The sequence below is a fragment of the Chryseobacterium artocarpi genome, assembly GCF_001684975.1.
Lineage (GTDB): Bacteria > Bacteroidota > Bacteroidia > Flavobacteriales > Weeksellaceae > Chryseobacterium > Chryseobacterium artocarpi.
The window spans coordinates 347,750-364,376 of record NZ_MAYH01000012.1; the positions used below are offsets into that span (position 1 = coordinate 347,750).

Sequence of the window (16,627 nt, forward strand, 5' to 3'; positions counted from 1 at the left end):
ACTTAATGGTTTTTAATGTTTTTATTTTTCATTTTTATTTTATTATTATTGGATTTTGTTCTTAAGAAATGTAATTTACATGTGAATTATTTGTAGATTAGCGACTTTAATAATGGATATGAAAAATAGAACTCTACCTCTTTTGTTTGCCGTATTTTCTGTATTTCCGGCGTTTGTTTTTGGACAAGATAATGAAAAGCTTATTAAAGATTATATTTCTCAAAATAAAATAAGAGAATATAAAAAATCAGATCTCAATAATTTTATTGTAGATAATGTAGATCCGTCAAAATCTTTAAATGGAGATGTTGTAAAACTGGTACAAACTTATAATGGTTTGCCTGTATACAGTTCTGTAGCAACAGTACTTATTAAAGATAATAAAGTTACTTATTATACAGATAATTTTATTAAAGACTATACTGCAGTTTCGGATAAGAGAGCTTCAATAAATGAGAGATCTGCACTTCAAAAAATTGCATCTGACTTGGGTAATGATAAGGTTTCAAGTCTTCCGATAATAGGTTTTTTTGAAAAAAATGCTGATAAATTAACCTCAGCAAAACAGAGACTTGTTTACGTTACTAATAAGAACAAAGATCTTCGTTTAGCATATGAGTTTTTAATTAATGAACCAAGGTCTGCTAATTCATGGAATATTCTGATAGATGCTAACTCTGGTGAAATTATCAATAAAATGAACCTGAATCTTTCATGTAACTTTCATGACGAAGCTTATGGACACTCAGAAAGTCATCAGGTAAATATAATGCCACAACATCAGGATTTTTATATTAACGATAATATACAAAAAAGAAATATGTTATTTCTTGCTCCTGATAACGCTTCATATAATGTATTTCCCCTACCCGTTGAGGCACCTACTTTTGGTTCGCGTGCTGTTGTGAATAATCCTTGGATTCTTACATCTTCACCTGAAGGTTGGCATTCTAATGGAACGAACCATTATACAATTACAAGGGGTAATAATGTATATGCATATGATGACAAAGATGATGATGAAACTACTTTTGGAACTTCTCCTGATGGAGGAGTAACAAGGAATTTTAATTTTGCTTATGATAGTAATGGGTTAACATACAATAATTTATCTGCAGCTACTACCAACTTGTTTTATATCAGTAACATGGTTCATGATATATTTTATAAGTTTGGTTTTAATGAGACCTCAAGAAATTTTCAAAGTAACAACTTTGGAAAAGGTGGATTAGATGATGATGAAGTTTTTGCTCAGTCTCAAGACGGGGGAGGTTTTAATAATGCAAATTTTGCAACTGGACCAGATAACTACAATCCTGTAATGCAGATGTATCTTTGGATGGGGTCTAATAGAAAAGCGTGGTATAATGCACCTGCAGATGCAACTTCTAGAGTTGTTGATGGTGGAATTGCTCAGTTTGGTCCTCAACTTAATGATATAGGGATCACTGGTGATGTTAAATTAGCAAGTGTTCTGGATGCGTGTACCTCCCTTCCTGCTGGAGAATTAACAGGTAAAATTGCTTTAGTGGAAAGAGGAACGTGTGGTTTTGCTATTAAAGTTAAAAATGCTGAATTAGCCGGAGCTATAGGAACAATTATATATAATAATTCAGCAAATGGTGCTAATATTGGTAATATGGCGGGAGATGGTGTTGTTTCTCCAACAGTTACAATACCTTCAATATTAATTACTGAAGCTGAAGGGGTCTTTATGAAAAATAAACTTACGGCAAATATACCTGTCAATACAACTCTGAGAGTAGATACAAAATACGATGGAAGTTTTGATAATGGTATTGTTACACACGAGTATGGTCATGGAATATCCAATAGATTAACGGGAGATGGCTATACCTGCTTAAATGCGAGACCTTATACAGGAAACACTACCTATTCTAAAGAACAAATGGGTGAAGGTTGGTCAGACTTTTTTGCTTTGATGGTGACAAATAAACCAGGAGATAATGCTTCTGTAGCAAGAGGTATGGGAACTTATCCAATTGGGGAGCCAATAACAGGTAATGGTATTAGACCATTTAAGTATTCTCCAGATTTCACGGTAAATGGAGCTACCTATGGTGATACCAATGGATTAGAATATAATAGCAGCGGTACGATGGTACCAGATTCTCACTCAATTGGATTTATATGGGCGACTATGTTATGGGATCTTCATTGGAAATATGCTGAAAAGTACGGATACTCATCCGATGTAACAGCTAATGCTACAAATGGAAGTTCTAAAGTATTACAATTGGTTGTTGATGGGCTTAAGTTACAGCCTTGTGATCCTACGTTTATTGAAGGAAGAGACGCTATACTAGCTGCTGAGATGGCAAGTACTCATGGTAATGATAAATGTATGATCTGGAAAACCTTTGCTAAAAGAGGATTGGGGGTAAATGCTTCTGCTGGAGATAAAACAAATATTAATGATCAGGTCGAAAACTTTGATGTTCCTGCTGAATGCGCTACATTAGGTACTGATGAAGTGAAATCTGTAAAAGAAAACAAAATTTCAATTTATCCAAACCCGGCTAAAGATGAATTCTTTATCAACTTCCCAAGCAATACGATTGGTAAGGTAAGTGTAGAACTTTACGACATGTCTGGTAAATTGGTTTCTTCAGAAGATAAAATCTCCCCTGAAACTAAAAAATCAATTTCTACCAACAAACTTGTCAACGGAACTTATATGGTAAAAGTGAAAGGACTTGGTTTTGAATCTACTTCAAAAGTAATTGTAAAGAAATAACGAACTTATATAATCAATTCTAAAGGTCGCCACAAGCTTGCTTGTGGCGATTTTATTTATCTATCATACTCACATCCCTGGAGACTTTCATTTATATGTTGTACCTTTGCAGGCTGTTAAAAAAATTATGAAGAAGCAAAATATACTAAAAGGTGTTTTATTTGTAGGGATTGGTGCTAGTATATATGGTATGTTAGCCACTTTTGTGAAATTGGCTTACCATGACGGTTTTACAACTTCAGAAGTAACCACATCCCAGTTTGTACTAGGTCTTGCAGGACTTTTAATCCTGAACATTATTCAGACTTTAACCTCAAAAAAGAAATTATCTCTCCCAAGTTCTAAGGAAGTAAGAATGTTGATGCTTGCCGGAACTTCATTAGGAGGAACTAGTTTGTTTTATTATATAGCAGTACAATATATCAATGTGTCTATTGCTATTGTTCTATTGATGCAGTCGGTTTGGTTTAGTGTAGTGGTAGAAAGTATTCTGACCAGAAAACTGCCTAATGCAAGAAAAGTAGTTTCTGTGATTATTGTATTATTAGGAACTGTTTTAGCAACAAATCTTATCAATATGGAGATAGAACTGGATTGGCACGGAGTATTCTGGGGGCTGATGGCAGCAGGTTCGTATACGCTTACGATGTTTACTTCCAATACATTGGCTACTCATTTACCGGTCTTCAGAAAAAGTATTATTATGCTTACGGGAGGTTCAATCGTAGTTTTTGCATTTTTGTTCTTTGCTCAGATTGGTCCTATGTATTTTGATGGTTTAAAATCATTTTACCTGAACTTTACAGAAAATACAGAACATATTCATCCATTTAATTATTCAATTTTTTGGACATATGGTTTTGTTCTTGCCTTGTTTGGAACCATTATTCCTCCTATTTTATTCAATGTAGGTTTTCCAAATGCAGGATTAGGATTGGGAAGTATTGTTTCATCACTGGAGCTTCCGGTTTCCGTAACCATGGCGTTCGTTCTGTTAGGTGAAAAGGTACTGTTCATACAATGGGTAGGAATTGTTCTGATTCTTTTTGCAATTGTTTTAATGAATTTACCTTCTAAAAAAGAAAAAGAAGTTTCAATGGCAGAAATGTCTTAAAAAATAATATTTAAATAAAAACATACTTAAAACCGTTTCTCTTTGGAGCGGTTTTTTTATTTTTAAACTTTAAATAAGGTTTATGAACTATTTCCGAAATATAACAACAGCTCTGATATTTACAGCCATGTCCGGTTTTATGTCTTCTCAAATAAGATCTTTAGATGCCATGTTATCCGATTATCAATATCCTTTTGAAGTTCATTTTATGAATTTTAAATCTCAGGATAACCAATTAAAGATGGCTTATATGGACGTAAAACCACAGAAATCTAATGGGAAAACGATCATGCTTCTTCATGGTAAAAACTTTAATGGAGCATATTGGGAAAGGACAGCGAAAGATCTGGCATCAAAAGGTTTCAGAGTGATTATTCCTGATCAGATAGGATTTGGAAAGTCTTCTAAGCCTCATCAATATCAATTTTCTTTCTCACAACTGGCGGAAAATACAAAAGCTATTCTGGATGAACTTCATATTGATAAAACAATTGTTCTGGGACACTCGATGGGTGGAATGGTTGCAACAAGATTTACATTATTATATCCTGAGAAAGTAGAAAAACTTATTCTGGAAAACCCTATAGGGCTTGAAGACTATAAAACATTTGCATCATATCAGACCATTGATCAGGCGTACCAGTCTGAGTTAAAAAATACTTCCGAAACCTATAAAAACTACCAGTTAAAATTCTATTACGATAACAAATGGAAAGATGAATATCAGCCTTGGCTTGATCTGATTGCAGGATGGACACTTCATAAAGACTATCCGCAGGTAGCATGGGATGCAGCCCTTACCTCCGATATGATTTATAATCAACCTGTTTGTTATGAATTTAAAAATATAAAAACCCCTACTTTACTAATTATTGGAACAAGAGATAGAACCGCAATTGGTAAAGATCGGGCACCCAAAGAGCTTCAACCTAAAATGGGACAGTATCAGGAACTGGGGAAGAAAACACAGCTGGAAATTAAAGGCTCAAAATTGGTAGAACTTGAAAATGTAGGACATCTTCCACATATAGAAGTTTACCCTCAATTCTTTAATGCCTTGTATGATTTTATTAAATAAAGATGAAAAAATTTACTCCACCAAAGCAAGAAGATGGCTGTCTGATTGTTTCTTTCTCATTGCTATTTATGCTTTTACTCTTGGGAATGGGAGTAGGAGGGGCTTACTATAGTCTAGATAAATTTCAGAAACATATCAATATGGTATCAAATGGTATTAAAACCGATGGTCTTATCACAAGCTATGAAGAACATTGGTCAAAAGATGATGACGGAGTGTATAGAAAGATGTATTCTCCTGTGATTTCCTATTATGATTCTTCAAATAAATCTCACACGCTTTATTCTGATTATAGCACTAGTACTAGGGCGTGGTTCAGAGATGTAACAGTCTATTTTGATAAAGAAGATCCGTCAAAAGCTATTCGGGGTGGGTTTTGGCATCTGTGGTTCTGGCCATTTTTGATCTTTTGTTTATCGATGATTCCGATGGCAATATTTTTATTTGTTCTTAAATTTTATGTGCAACAATTATTCAAAAGAAAAGACCGTTTACGCTAAACGGTCTTTCTCTTTGATTGGAATATCAGTAAAGCAAAAGCTCCGATTCCTGAAAAAATAACATTTGAAATTCCCAGATTCTGAATATATCCTACCATCACCAACCCAAGCCCAATCAATATATAATACATAAGCCCTAATAAAGCTCCTGCACTTCCTGTTTCATCTTTATAATTGATTAAAGCCGTACTTAGAATATTCGGAATAGCAATACTGAATGCCATGATTATAAAAAAGTAAGGAATTAAAAAGTATACTCCATGATGTATTAAGATCCATACAAAACCAGAAGCTATAAAAGCTCCTAGAGTACTGGCTTTAATTAATGTTTCGGAATTTATATTCTTAAGTAGCAAAAACCTGTTAAGTTTTGCTCCAATAAATGTACCGACAGCCAATATAATACTACTGTATCCAAAAACATAAGAAGAATAGTTTTGTTCTTTAAAAATAAAAGGAGCCAGGGAATAATAGGAAAACAACAATACATTGAAACTCATGATTAATAAGCAACATCTGATGATACCACGATCCCGGATCATCCGTTGTAATAAAATAAATAGAGATTGAGCGTTTGTTCCCTTGTTGGAAGTAATTGTTTCAGAAATCTTTTTTCTCGATAAAACATAAAACAATACCGCCAGAAGGTATAAAGTAATGAAGATCCCCCGATGCCCTGAAGATGATGCAAGTAAAGAGCCTGTTATCATCCCTATGATAGGGCTAATGGATAAACCAATGCCAATCCATGAAAATACCTTGCTGATATTGTCTTTATCATAAGTATCACGTAAAATAGTCTGTGTAACAATAGAGCCTACAGCAATTCCAAATGCGGAAAGAACTCTTGCGGCGAGCAGTATCATAAAATCCTGAGCAAAGATCGCTACCAATGTTCCGATTCCATAAGTGATTAATCCGTATTCCAGTGATTTTTTTCTTCCTATTCTGTCACACTGAATGCCCCAAAAAGCAACGCCCAAAGCAAATGCTATAAAATATAAACTAATAGTTAACGTTGCAGCTTCCTCATTTACCCGGAATTTCTCCTGAACTATCGGTAAAACCGGACTGTAAATAGTTTCCACAAATTGAGGAAGCATTACCAATAAGGTTAGCAACCAGAGTGGATTTGTCTTTTTCATTTTTTTCTGCAAAGTTTTGAAAAAATCAGACTATATTTATAATGATAAAAAAACAAAAAACATCAAAAATAAGACATGGCTATATTGAAGCAGAATGATGAGTTTGATGCAGATTCGCTCAAAGAAAAAGTAATCGGTATTGCTTCCGATATGGTAATGCATGACTCCGGATTTCACTTGCATACAACTAAAGCTCAATTACTGTATGCTCCGTCTGGATGTATGACAGTAACAACTTCTGATAGTCAGTTTGTTCTGCCTCCCTTCAGAATGCTTTGGATTCCCGCGAACGAAGCTCATAGAGTGAATTTTCGGAATATGGTTGCTTACAGATCTGTTTATTTTGATACCGATTATGCGGAAAAATATATTGGATACAGTCTTAAAGTATTACATGTAAATCCTTTATTAAAGGAAATTATTGAAAGAATTTGTTTTTGGGAATGGAAAACTCCGGATCGCGGTCAGGAAAATATTTTAAGTGTATTCTGGAATGAAATAAATGAAGCTCCCGAAGAGAAATTAACCCTGAAAATGCCAAAAGACAGGCGTTTTAAGAAAGTTGTGGAAGAATGGACTTTACGTTCTGCAATGCCTCCAATGTTAAAAAAACTCACAGACGAAACTGGAGCGGTAGAAAAGACAATTACCAGAATTTTTAAAAAAGAAACAGGATTATCTTATCAGGAATGGAGGCAGCAGTGGAGGCTTCAAAGATCCATTGAGCTTCTGGTAGAAGGAAATTCAATAGGAGAGGTATCGCACATTTTAGATTTTTCTTCTGATAGTGCTTTTATTGAGTTTTTTAAAAAACATACAGGCTCTACACCACTTCAATACTTGATGAAAAATGAATAAAACTTTCACTGTATATCTTATATGGTAAACACAAAAATTTCAATTAAAGACGTAATCATTCTCCTCCTTTAGAGAGGTATCAAAAATTCATAGAATTTTTGACGAGGTGGTTAAAATTACCAAAAACTTGCCCTATGAAAAGCGTAATATAAAGTAATTTACATAAAATTGTAGTACCAAACAAAATAGATTTTATGGACAATTATACAAACATAATAGAAGTAAAAACGAAAGCCGATAAAGCGTATGAGGCATTAACCAGAGAAATTCCGTTTTGGTGGACTGATATGTTTGAAGGATCATCGGCAGAGGTTGATCATGTTTTTACAATAAGATTTGGAGAGAACATTCACAAAACAATGAGAGTGGAAGAAGCTGTTGTAGATTCAAAGGTGATCTGGTATGTTGAAGATTCAATGATTGCTCTTCCTGAATTAAAGAATCAGACAGAATGGATTGGGACTACAATCGTTTGGGAAATAGAGAAGAGGGAAAATACAACTTTACTGCATCTTACACATATTGGCTTAAAGCCTTCTGTAGAATGTTATGAAATATGTTCTAATGGATGGCTACAATTTCTAAGCAGTCTAAAATTATTTCTGGAAACCGGAAAGGGTACTCCATATAAAGGATGATATGAATATTTAGAACTATAATAGTTATATTTTCTATTACTAATTACTCGTAAAAAAAAGAAGCTGTCCACATATTGCGAACAGCCTCTTTTTGCATTTATTGTTGTCTGAATTATTTCTTCTTGTAAGCAGCGTCTTTAATTCTCGCTTTTTTACCTCTAAGATCTCTGAAGTAGTAGATTCTAGCTCTTCTAACTCTACCTCTTCTGTCAACCTCGATTTTTTGAAGTGCAGGCATGTTGATAGGGAATACTCTTTCTACACCTACATCACCAGACATTTTTCTGATTGTGAAAGTTTTTGTAGAACCAGTACCTCTTAATTGGATAACTGTCCCTTTGAAGAACTGAGTTCTAGTCTTTTGTCCTTCTTTAATTTCGTAATACACAGTAATTGTATCACCTGCTTTGAATTCAGGGAATTCTTTTTTCGCAATGTACTTCTCTTGTACGTACTTTAATAAATCCATTATTAATAAAATAAAATGTTAAAGCTAAGCAACTTACACGTTTATCGTCAGAGGTTGAATAACAGGTTGCAAATGTACAAAATAGTTTTTGAATATACCAAACAATTAATGTGCTAAAAACTATAATTTTTTCATTTTGATTTTACTAAAAATTTAACAGTTTCTTTAAGATTCCATCAGACAGGGTTTATATGGGAAGCATACTTTTGCCCGAAATAAAAATCTGAGTAACGATTTTTTAAATTCTTGATTCACACATTATAACTCTATATGTTATTTTAAAATTAAGCTATTATGAAACATTATTTCTTCTTTTTTTGTTTCGCGGTCCAGATGGCTTTCGGGCAGGTTTTGTTCCCTTATCTGCAAAACCCGACTCCGAATTCCATGATCGTCAATTGGAAGACCGCTTCCAATAATGAAACTACCGTAATCTACGGAAATTCACCCACGAATCTGAATGTGACCGTAACAGGTACTACCAACATCTTTTCAGATACAGGATACAATAATAATTACTATTATCACACTGCAAAGATTGCCAATCTGCAGCCTAATACTAAATATTATTATAAAATAAAAACAGGTGCCAATGAATCTGCAGTATACAATTTCAGAACATTACCATTGCCAGGGCAACCGGTAACAACTGATGGAAAGATCCGCTTCCTGATCATGGGAGATAATCAGATTAAAGCAGAACCGAGGTATGACAGCCTTACTTTAAATGCTTTTAAAAAATTGAAACAAAAATTTGGAGCAAACTCTGATCCGTCTGATAATATCGCACTTACTTTTATGGTGGGAGATCAGGTAGACGTCGGTACTTTGGATCACTATGAGAATGTTCACTTCAAAAAGAATATAAAGTTATCGCCTTATCTGCCTATTCAGACAACGGTAGGAAACCATGAGACTTATGGGACTTTAGGAATGAATTCATACTATGCACACTTTTATATAGATGAGATCAAGTATAAGAATATCAGTTCTGGAAATGAAAATTATTATGCCCAGCAGGCAGGAAATGTATTATTTGTAAGTTTAAGCTCAGAGCATACGGGGTCTGCACAGCAGATGTGGCTTCAGCAAATTCTGAATGAAGCAAATAATGACCCTACAGTAGACTGGATTATTTCTTTAAGCCATAGACCTTATCAGGCAGAACAGTATGTAGGAGATATTTCTCAATGGGTAAGGGATAGTGCGGTGCCTCTTTTGGTTACTTCCAATAAATACCTGATGCATGTGGGAGCTCACCATCATTTATATCACAGAGGACAGTTGAAAAACACACCTAATTATCAGATTATTTCAGGAGGAACGGCATGGGATCAGTATTGGGGAATGTCTAGTGAAAAGGATTTTGATGATGTTCAGAAAACATTAACGGATTGGACGTATCAGATTGTGGAAGTAGATATTCCAACAGGGAAAGTAGATGTTGAATGTTATTCGATTGGTGGAATTTATACTAAGAAAAATAATGAGCTGGTAGATTCATTCCACCGATATAAAAATCAGCCAAAACCTGCCAAACCATCCATTACTAATACATTTGCAGGACCTATTAATTTGCCTTTAACATTGGATGGAAGTACATTTTCATCTTCAAACGGAGAATTGTTAAACACAACTCAATTCCTGATAAGCAAAACTTCCGATTTTTCTGTTATTGAAAAAGAAGTATACCGTGATTTTGAAAACTGGTTTGGAAAAGACGGAAACGGAAATCCTGATAAGACCAAAAACTTGAATGAAGGCGTAGATATTACAAAAGTAACATTGGCGGCAAACTCTATTCCGAACGGAGTCTATTATGTGAAAACCCGTTACAGAGACAGAAACCTTGAATGGAGTGAATGGAGCGAGGTAAAACAGTTCGAAATTGTAGGAAGTGTGGTCTCAAATCCAACATTTACATTAGATAAATCCGAATATACTCAAAACGAACCTATCATTGGTACTTTTACAGGAGGTCCCGGAAATCAGCAGGACTGGGTAGGTATTTATAAAAAAGGACAGATTCCAACGTCCACAACTTCACAAGGATATATCTATACGAACGGACAAACAGCGGGTACGGTTACATTTAACAATGGTTTACCTAATAAAGGGCAGTACTTTGCCGGATTTTTTGCTAATGGAGGATATACTGAAATTACTCCAAGGAAAAACTTTTATGTAGGACCAAAAGTCCAGTTACAGGCTACAGCAGACACTTATCCGGTAGGAGGAACCGTTACGATTAATTTCTCAGATGGTCCGAATTTACAAAAAGACTGGATCGGGATTTATAAAATGGGACAGACCCCGGGAACAACTGCTTCCATCAAATGGAGCTATGTGACAACATCATCCGGAACGCTTAATTTTACAGGTCTTCCGAAAGGATACTACTATGCTCAATATCTATTAGAAGACGGATACAATGGTATCGGTGAGAAAGTATTCTTTAAAGTAGGAGATATCGTTACCGAACTATGGATCAACAAACCTGTTTACTCATTAGGAGAAAATATTACTGCTTCATGGACGGATTCTCCAGGAATTATCAAAGACTGGTTAGGAATTTATCCTCAGAATATTCAGACACCGGATGACAACTTCGTTTCTTATACTTACTTTGATGGAGTTACACAGGGAACGAAAACCATTCAGGGAACAGCAATACCTACCACACCTGGAAACTATTATATGGTAATGTTCACTAATGATTCTTACACAGAAGTTTCAAATAGAGTACAATTTCAGGTAAATTCAGCTTCTTTAGGAATAGATGAAGCAAAAAGCACAGAGAAAAATGTGATTCTTTATCCAAACCCAACAAAACCGGGTGAGCCAACATTCATCAAGAGTGATTATCCGATTGAGAAAATAGAATTGGTATCAGCAGCAGGAGAATTATTGTATGAATCTAAAAATATTCACAACCAACGTTTCTCTTTAGTGAATGAAAACCTTCCGAAAGGGGTTTACTTCGTAAAAGTTCACACAAGAAAATTATTTACTTTAAAACTGATCATTCAGTAATACAAGTCAAATATAAGTATCCATTAAAAATAAAATCGGCTGTCAGGAATGACAGCCGATTTTACATGTAAACCCATCCTTCTAGTTCGGGTTTTCAAAATTATATGCAAGTTTTTTTTATCAGCGAGATATAAATAAACATTAAAAAAGCAGCTCCAAAAATTGAAACTGCTATATTATTAAATAGATTTATTATTAATCATAATCAGGCTGTAATTGCTCTTCCTGAATGACAGTCTGACTATCAGTAGCAAAATAATCCTCACCAGTATCAGCTAAAACTTTAGTATCCTGAACAAGTTTACCTTCCGCATTGTAAATTTTTAATAAAATCCATTTTCCATTACGTTCAAGTTCTTTAGCTCCACCGTAAGTTTTTATTTTAATCTTTCCACTCTGGAGAACACCTGCTTTTACAGAAGACTTGCTGGCTGGTTTTCCTTTTACATACTGAACAATCTGAGCCGTGAAAGAATAATCATCATCTCCATCCTCACTTAAAGGTTGATTATAAGTGTACAAAATAGCTCCGTTACTATCATACACAGTAGCGTCATAAGCCGTTTGTTTAGCATTTAATTTCTTCTCAATTCTAAGCTTATTCTCTTCATAATACCCCTTTGAATTTACAATAACCCCATCTTTATATTGCTTTTCGCTAAGCCCTTCATATGTAGTACCATTGTATGGGAAATCATCTTTATACGTTAATGTAGATTTTAATTTTCCTTCAGCAGAGTAATATTTAATCTCTTGCGTGGAGCCATCTTTTATAAAAGTTTCAGAGGAAAGCTTACCTTCCTCATTAAAGACTTTATTCACTATAGCTTCTCCGTTTTTATAAATATCTATACTTGAAATATGCTCATTATCATAGCCAAACTGATAATCTTCACCATCCATTGGTTTGTAGGTATCGTTTTCTTTATCATACAGATACGTTAAATGAGCTATTTTCTTTCCGTTTTCATCGTAAGTGGTTTTATAACCGTCTTTCTTGTTTCTTTTTTGCTCTTGTAGAACTTTTCCATTTTTCCCATAAGTAATACCTTCCTTTATCGTACCGTCACTTTTGTACTTTTCAAGTTTAGCCACTCTCATTGGGTTATAATAATAATCTACTTGAGTGTTTTCACTACCGGATTCGGAAGTAGCACTTCCTAAATATTTTCCTTTATCACCGTAAAATTTGGTTTCATAGTCACCAGTCTTACTTCTGATTGTTTCAGATCTTATTCCTTTAATATCTTCGTCGAAAATAATTGTTTGAGATGGAACAGAGCTTTCATATACTGTAAGAGTATTGTAGTAATACTCGTTTTCCGGATCTTTATAACTGAAACTTTTCCCTGAAAAAGTACCATCAGCCTTATAAACTACATCTTCTATTAGTCTTCCGGTTGCATCATAAGTTTGAGAAACACCCACTTGTTTACCATTAGAATAAGTCACAACGCTCATTACCTTTCCTTCAGGAGTATACCAGGTTACCTTACCGTCAAAAACTTCATTGCTTGGAGTGGTATCAGAAGCAAGACCTTCCATTTGAAGAGTTCCGTTCTTATAAAAATCTTTGATTAGGGTAAGTTTACCTTTTGCGGTGGTTTCACGGTAATATTCCATGTTTTCCTTGGTCGTTTTATCCCAGTTTTCATCAAAATAAGTTCTTTCCTGTGCATATACGTTGATGCTAAGTACTAATGCAAGTAAAGCTGACGTAAATAGTTTTTTCATGTTTTTTATTAATAAGTTTTGATTTTAATTTAAGGTTAGTGCACTTTTATACACCAGTTGAAATATAAGTAATCGATAAAACGATTAAAGAGACAGTAACAATTCTGTCTGAAATAATTTTTACATTGAAATTGTGTTTAAATCAATTATATCCGAAGATTTAAAACCCCAAATATATATCAAATTTACGAGATATATGAAAAAATGAACAGATTTGTTCGCTTTTAGCTGTAAAAAACTGATTGTATTTACTTTAAATGCTTAAAATTGTTCTTTCTGAGACAACGATTTCTATGAACATTTCTATTCATAGGATATACAATAAAATTTATTAAATTTAGCCAACAGAAAAATCTAATATTTCATGATAGATAAAAGAGTAAAAAATGCAAAGGAAGCCATCGAAGGAATTGAAGATGGAATGACGCTAATGTTAGGCGGATTTGGACTTTGTGGGATCCCTGAAAATTCAATTAATGCTTTGGTGGAAAGTGATGTGAAAGATTTGACATGCATTTCAAACAATGCAGGGGTAGATGATTTCGGATTAGGACTATTACTTCACAAAAGACAAATTAAAAAGATGATCTCCTCTTACGTAGGAGAAAATGCTGAATTTGAAAGACAAATGCTTTCAGGAGAACTGGATGTAGAGCTTACTCCACAAGGTACTTTAGCAGAAAAGTGCAGAGCTGCACAGGCTGGAATTCCTGCATTTTATACCCCTGCAGGTTACGGAACGGAAATAGCAGAAGGAAAAGAAGTGAAAGAATTTCACGGGAAACCTCATATTTTAGAACATGCCTATGAAGCCGATTATTCTATTGTAAAAGCATGGAAAGGTGATCATGCCGGAAACCTAATCTTTAAAGGATCTGCAAGAAATTTTAACCATCCTATGGCTGGTGCAGCAAAAATTACCATTGCTGAAGTAGAAGAATTGGTAGAACCGGGAGAATTGGATCCTAATCAGATTCATATTCCGGGAATCATGATCCAGAAAATTTTCCAGGGAGAAAAATTTGAAAAAAGAATCGAGCAGAGAACTGTTAGAACGAAAGAATAAATTTCTGAAGAATACGATTGATAATAAAAAGCGCTGAATATATTTCAGCGCTTTCTTTATTGGGTTGAGCTTAACTTTTTTATTGCTCATTTCTTTTGTTGTCATTCTGAATGAAGCAGCGCGGAATGAAGAATCTCAAGATAAAATTTTCCCTCAGATTTTTAAATTGCCACGCATGCACGAATAAAAAAGGACTCGTGCATGCGTGGTAAAATATAATACAGCTTAATCAGCGCCTTTTTCGCAATCTTTACTCATCTATCTCTACGATTGTGAAACGGTTGTTTTCCTTTCCCCAATCTGTTGCCTCCACATCGCATAATAAAGTCCTTTTTCAGAAATCAAATGATCATGAGAACCTGTTTCTACAATCTGTCCGCGTTCCAATACATAGATTTTGTCTGCATGCATAATGGTACTTAATCGATGGGCAATCAGTACCGTAATTTGTTCTCTTTCTTCAGAAATATTCTTTATAGTAGAGGTGATTTCTTCCTCCGTGATACTATCTAAAGCAGATGTCGCTTCATCAAAGATCAATAAATGCGGTTTTCTTAAAAGCGCTCTTGCAATGGCAATTCTTTGTTTTTCACCACCACTCAGTTTTAGTCCACCTTCCCCAATCACGGTCTCTATACCTTTTTCGGCTCTTTCTAATAATGCCGTACAGCTCGATTTCTGCAAAGCAACGGCAAGTTCCTGCTCTGTAGCATGAGGGTTCACAAAGAGAAGGTTTTCTTTAATGGTTCCCGCAAAAAGCTGAGTATCCTGAGTCACAAAGCCAATCTGATTTCTCAATTCATCAAAATCAAATTCTTTTCCGTTAATCCCATTGTAAAAAATATTTCCTTCCTGAGGTCTGTAAAGCCCAACCAACAATTTCACCAGTGTACTTTTACCAGAGCCACTCGGTCCCACAAAAGCAATGGTTTCTCCATTTTTTACATCAAAAGAAATATTATTCAATGCTTTATATTGAGCTGATTGATGCTTGAAAGAAACATGCTTGAAATCCAATTCCTCAATCGCACCAATTTGCTTAGGGTGAAGTGGTTTTTCTTCCACATCTTTTTTCATCAAACGATCAAAGTTCTGAAGGGAAGCTTCTGCTTCACGGTAAGAAATAATGATGTTCCCGATTTCCTGCATAGGTCCGAAAATAAAGAACCCATAAAACATCAACGAAAGATATTGCCCCGGAGTCACAATATTTTTAAAGATCAGATATAAAAGCGTAAGAGTAATCATCTGCTGAAGAAAATTAACCATCGTTCCCTGAATAAAGCTTAAAGAACGAATGCTTTTTACCTTTCTCAGTTCAAGTCCCAGAATTTTATAAGTATTATTGTTCAGACGGATAACTTCCTGATTCGTCAATCCTAAACTCTTAACGATTTCTATATTTCTAAGGCTTTCCGTAGTGCTTCCTGCCAATGCTGTAGTTTCAGAAACAATATTTTTCTGAATTACTTTTATTCTCTTACTCAATAAATTGGTGATAAAAGCAATCAGGAAAATTCCACAGATATATACCGGCATAATCGACCAATGCAAACGAATAGCATATACCGAAACGAAAATAATACTGACTAAAATTCCAAAGAAAATATTAATGAAATTCGTAATAAACTTCACTGAATCCTCTCTCACCTTCGTTAAAATAGACAACGTTTCACCACTTCTCTGATCTTCAAACTCCTGATAAGGTAACGCCATCGAATGTTTTAATCCGTCTGTAAAGATTTTAGCTCCAAATTTTTGGGTAATAACACTCACCACATAATCTTGAAAAGCTTTGGCAATTCTACTCACCATGGCAGTCCCGATTAATAAACCTAAGAAATAGAAAGCTCCATGGTATATGGATGTTCCGTAAAGATATTCATCAATATTCCTGGGTAAAAGCTTTTCCTTATCGAAAAAGTTAGGATGAGTGACAAGCTGGTCCAGAATATTCCCTGTAATAGCCGGAGCAAATAAAGAAAAAACCTGATTGATAGTGGCTAATAGCAAAGAAATGACAATCAGCCATTGATATGGTTTAAGGTATTTTAAAAGTATCTTCATTCTGATAAATAATGATGCAAAATTAATGATATTATTTTTACTAACGATGTTAATTGTTAATGACAATGCTCTGTGATTGAGGAAGATTTAAAACCATATCACAAATAAAGGAAGTTATAAAGCATATAAGTAATTATAGAGGAGTATATTAGTTTTCCGACCATAAC

Annotated in this window: 12 protein-coding genes; 8 read left to right on the plus strand and 4 right to left on the minus strand. The window is 34.5% G+C overall.

Annotated elements, in window-relative coordinates:
- Positions 1-118: 118 nt before the first annotated feature.
- From BBI01_RS06060 to BBI01_RS06075, 4 genes are all read left to right on the plus strand, one after another.
- On the plus strand, positions 119-2,758 hold the full coding sequence (locus BBI01_RS06060) for a T9SS-dependent M36 family metallopeptidase (protein ID WP_228393945.1): 2,640 nt from the start codon (positions 119-121) through the stop codon (positions 2,756-2,758).
- Between the two features lie 127 nt (positions 2,759-2,885).
- Complete coding sequence (locus BBI01_RS06065; protein ID WP_065393778.1) at positions 2,886-3,872, plus strand: EamA family transporter; 987 nt, start codon at positions 2,886-2,888, stop codon at positions 3,870-3,872.
- Positions 3,873-3,954: 82 nt separating this feature from the next.
- Positions 3,955-4,950, plus strand: a complete 996-nt coding sequence (locus tag BBI01_RS06070) for an alpha/beta fold hydrolase (protein ID WP_065393779.1) — start codon at positions 3,955-3,957, stop codon at positions 4,948-4,950.
- Between the two features lie 2 nt (positions 4,951-4,952).
- Complete coding sequence (locus BBI01_RS06075) at positions 4,953-5,450, plus strand: DUF3592 domain-containing protein (protein WP_065393780.1); 498 nt, start codon at positions 4,953-4,955, stop codon at positions 5,448-5,450.
- Here BBI01_RS06075 and BBI01_RS06080 read toward each other — a convergent pair.
- Positions 5,447-6,595 (minus strand): MFS transporter, encoded by a 1,149-nt coding sequence (locus tag BBI01_RS06080; RefSeq protein ID WP_065393781.1) that lies wholly within the window; start codon positions 6,593-6,595, stop codon positions 5,447-5,449. The genes BBI01_RS06075 and BBI01_RS06080 overlap by 4 nt on opposite strands.
- Before the next feature lie 75 nt (positions 6,596-6,670).
- Between BBI01_RS06080 and BBI01_RS06085 the strand changes: the two genes are divergently transcribed.
- Together BBI01_RS06085 and BBI01_RS06090 are read left to right on the plus strand one after the other, a co-directional pair.
- Complete coding sequence (locus tag BBI01_RS06085; protein ID WP_065393782.1) at positions 6,671-7,453, plus strand: AraC family transcriptional regulator; 783 nt, start codon at positions 6,671-6,673, stop codon at positions 7,451-7,453.
- 194 nt (positions 7,454-7,647) lie between these two features.
- Complete coding sequence (locus tag BBI01_RS06090) at positions 7,648-8,091, plus strand: SRPBCC family protein (RefSeq protein ID WP_065393783.1); 444 nt, start codon at positions 7,648-7,650, stop codon at positions 8,089-8,091.
- Positions 8,092-8,203: 112 nt separating this feature from the next.
- On the opposite strand, the gene rplS is transcribed toward BBI01_RS06090, so the two are convergent.
- Complete coding sequence (gene rplS, locus BBI01_RS06095) at positions 8,204-8,560, minus strand: 50S ribosomal protein L19 (protein WP_065393784.1); 357 nt, start codon at positions 8,558-8,560, stop codon at positions 8,204-8,206.
- A gap of 294 nt (positions 8,561-8,854) precedes the next feature.
- Between rplS and BBI01_RS06100 the strand changes: the two genes are divergently transcribed.
- Complete coding sequence (locus BBI01_RS06100; protein ID WP_065393785.1) at positions 8,855-11,593, plus strand: fibronectin type III domain-containing protein; 2,739 nt, start codon at positions 8,855-8,857, stop codon at positions 11,591-11,593.
- A gap of 195 nt (positions 11,594-11,788) precedes the next feature.
- Here BBI01_RS06100 and BBI01_RS06105 read toward each other — a convergent pair whose 3' ends face one another.
- A complete protein-coding gene (locus tag BBI01_RS06105; RefSeq protein ID WP_065393786.1) occupies positions 11,789-13,327 on the minus strand; it encodes a toxin-antitoxin system YwqK family antitoxin in 1,539 nt (512 codons plus the stop codon).
- Positions 13,328-13,691: 364 nt separating this feature from the next.
- Here BBI01_RS06105 and BBI01_RS06110 point away from each other — a divergent pair, with 364 nt between their 5' ends.
- Positions 13,692-14,393 (plus strand): CoA transferase subunit A, encoded by a 702-nt coding sequence (locus BBI01_RS06110; protein WP_065393787.1) that lies wholly within the window; start codon positions 13,692-13,694, stop codon positions 14,391-14,393.
- Positions 14,394-14,657: 264 nt separating this feature from the next.
- Here BBI01_RS06110 and BBI01_RS06115 read toward each other — a convergent pair whose 3' ends face one another.
- Positions 14,658-16,460, minus strand: coding sequence for an ABC transporter ATP-binding protein (locus tag BBI01_RS06115; protein ID WP_065393788.1), 1,803 nt, complete (start codon positions 16,458-16,460; stop codon positions 14,658-14,660).
- Positions 16,461-16,627: the final 167 nt, after the last annotated feature.

Excerpts from the sequence above, each read along its gene's own strand:
- BBI01_RS06085 (WP_065393782.1), top strand. The coding sequence starts at position 6,671 with ATGGCTATATTGAAGCAGAATGATGAGTTTGATGCAGATTCGCTCAAA.
- BBI01_RS06065 (WP_065393778.1), top strand. The coding sequence starts at position 2,886 with ATGAAGAAGCAAAATATACTAAAAGGTGTTTTATTTGTAGGGATTGGT.
- BBI01_RS06100 (WP_065393785.1), top strand. The coding sequence starts at position 8,855 with ATGAAACATTATTTCTTCTTTTTTTGTTTCGCGGTCCAGATGGCTTTC.
- BBI01_RS06105 (WP_065393786.1), bottom strand. The coding sequence starts at position 13,327 with ATGAAAAAACTATTTACGTCAGCTTTACTTGCATTAGTACTTAGCATC.
- BBI01_RS06110 (WP_065393787.1), top strand. The coding sequence starts at position 13,692 with ATGATAGATAAAAGAGTAAAAAATGCAAAGGAAGCCATCGAAGGAATT.
- BBI01_RS06080 (WP_065393781.1), bottom strand. The coding sequence starts at position 6,595 with ATGAAAAAGACAAATCCACTCTGGTTGCTAACCTTATTGGTAATGCTT.
- rplS (WP_065393784.1), bottom strand. The coding sequence starts at position 8,560 with ATGGATTTATTAAAGTACGTACAAGAGAAGTACATTGCGAAAAAAGAA.
- BBI01_RS06075 (WP_065393780.1), top strand. The coding sequence starts at position 4,953 with ATGAAAAAATTTACTCCACCAAAGCAAGAAGATGGCTGTCTGATTGTT.
- BBI01_RS06070 (WP_065393779.1), top strand. The coding sequence starts at position 3,955 with ATGAACTATTTCCGAAATATAACAACAGCTCTGATATTTACAGCCATG.
- BBI01_RS06060 (WP_228393945.1), top strand. The coding sequence starts at position 119 with ATGAAAAATAGAACTCTACCTCTTTTGTTTGCCGTATTTTCTGTATTT.
- BBI01_RS06115 (WP_065393788.1), bottom strand. The coding sequence starts at position 16,460 with ATGAAGATACTTTTAAAATACCTTAAACCATATCAATGGCTGATTGTC.
- BBI01_RS06090 (WP_065393783.1), top strand. The coding sequence starts at position 7,648 with ATGGACAATTATACAAACATAATAGAAGTAAAAACGAAAGCCGATAAA.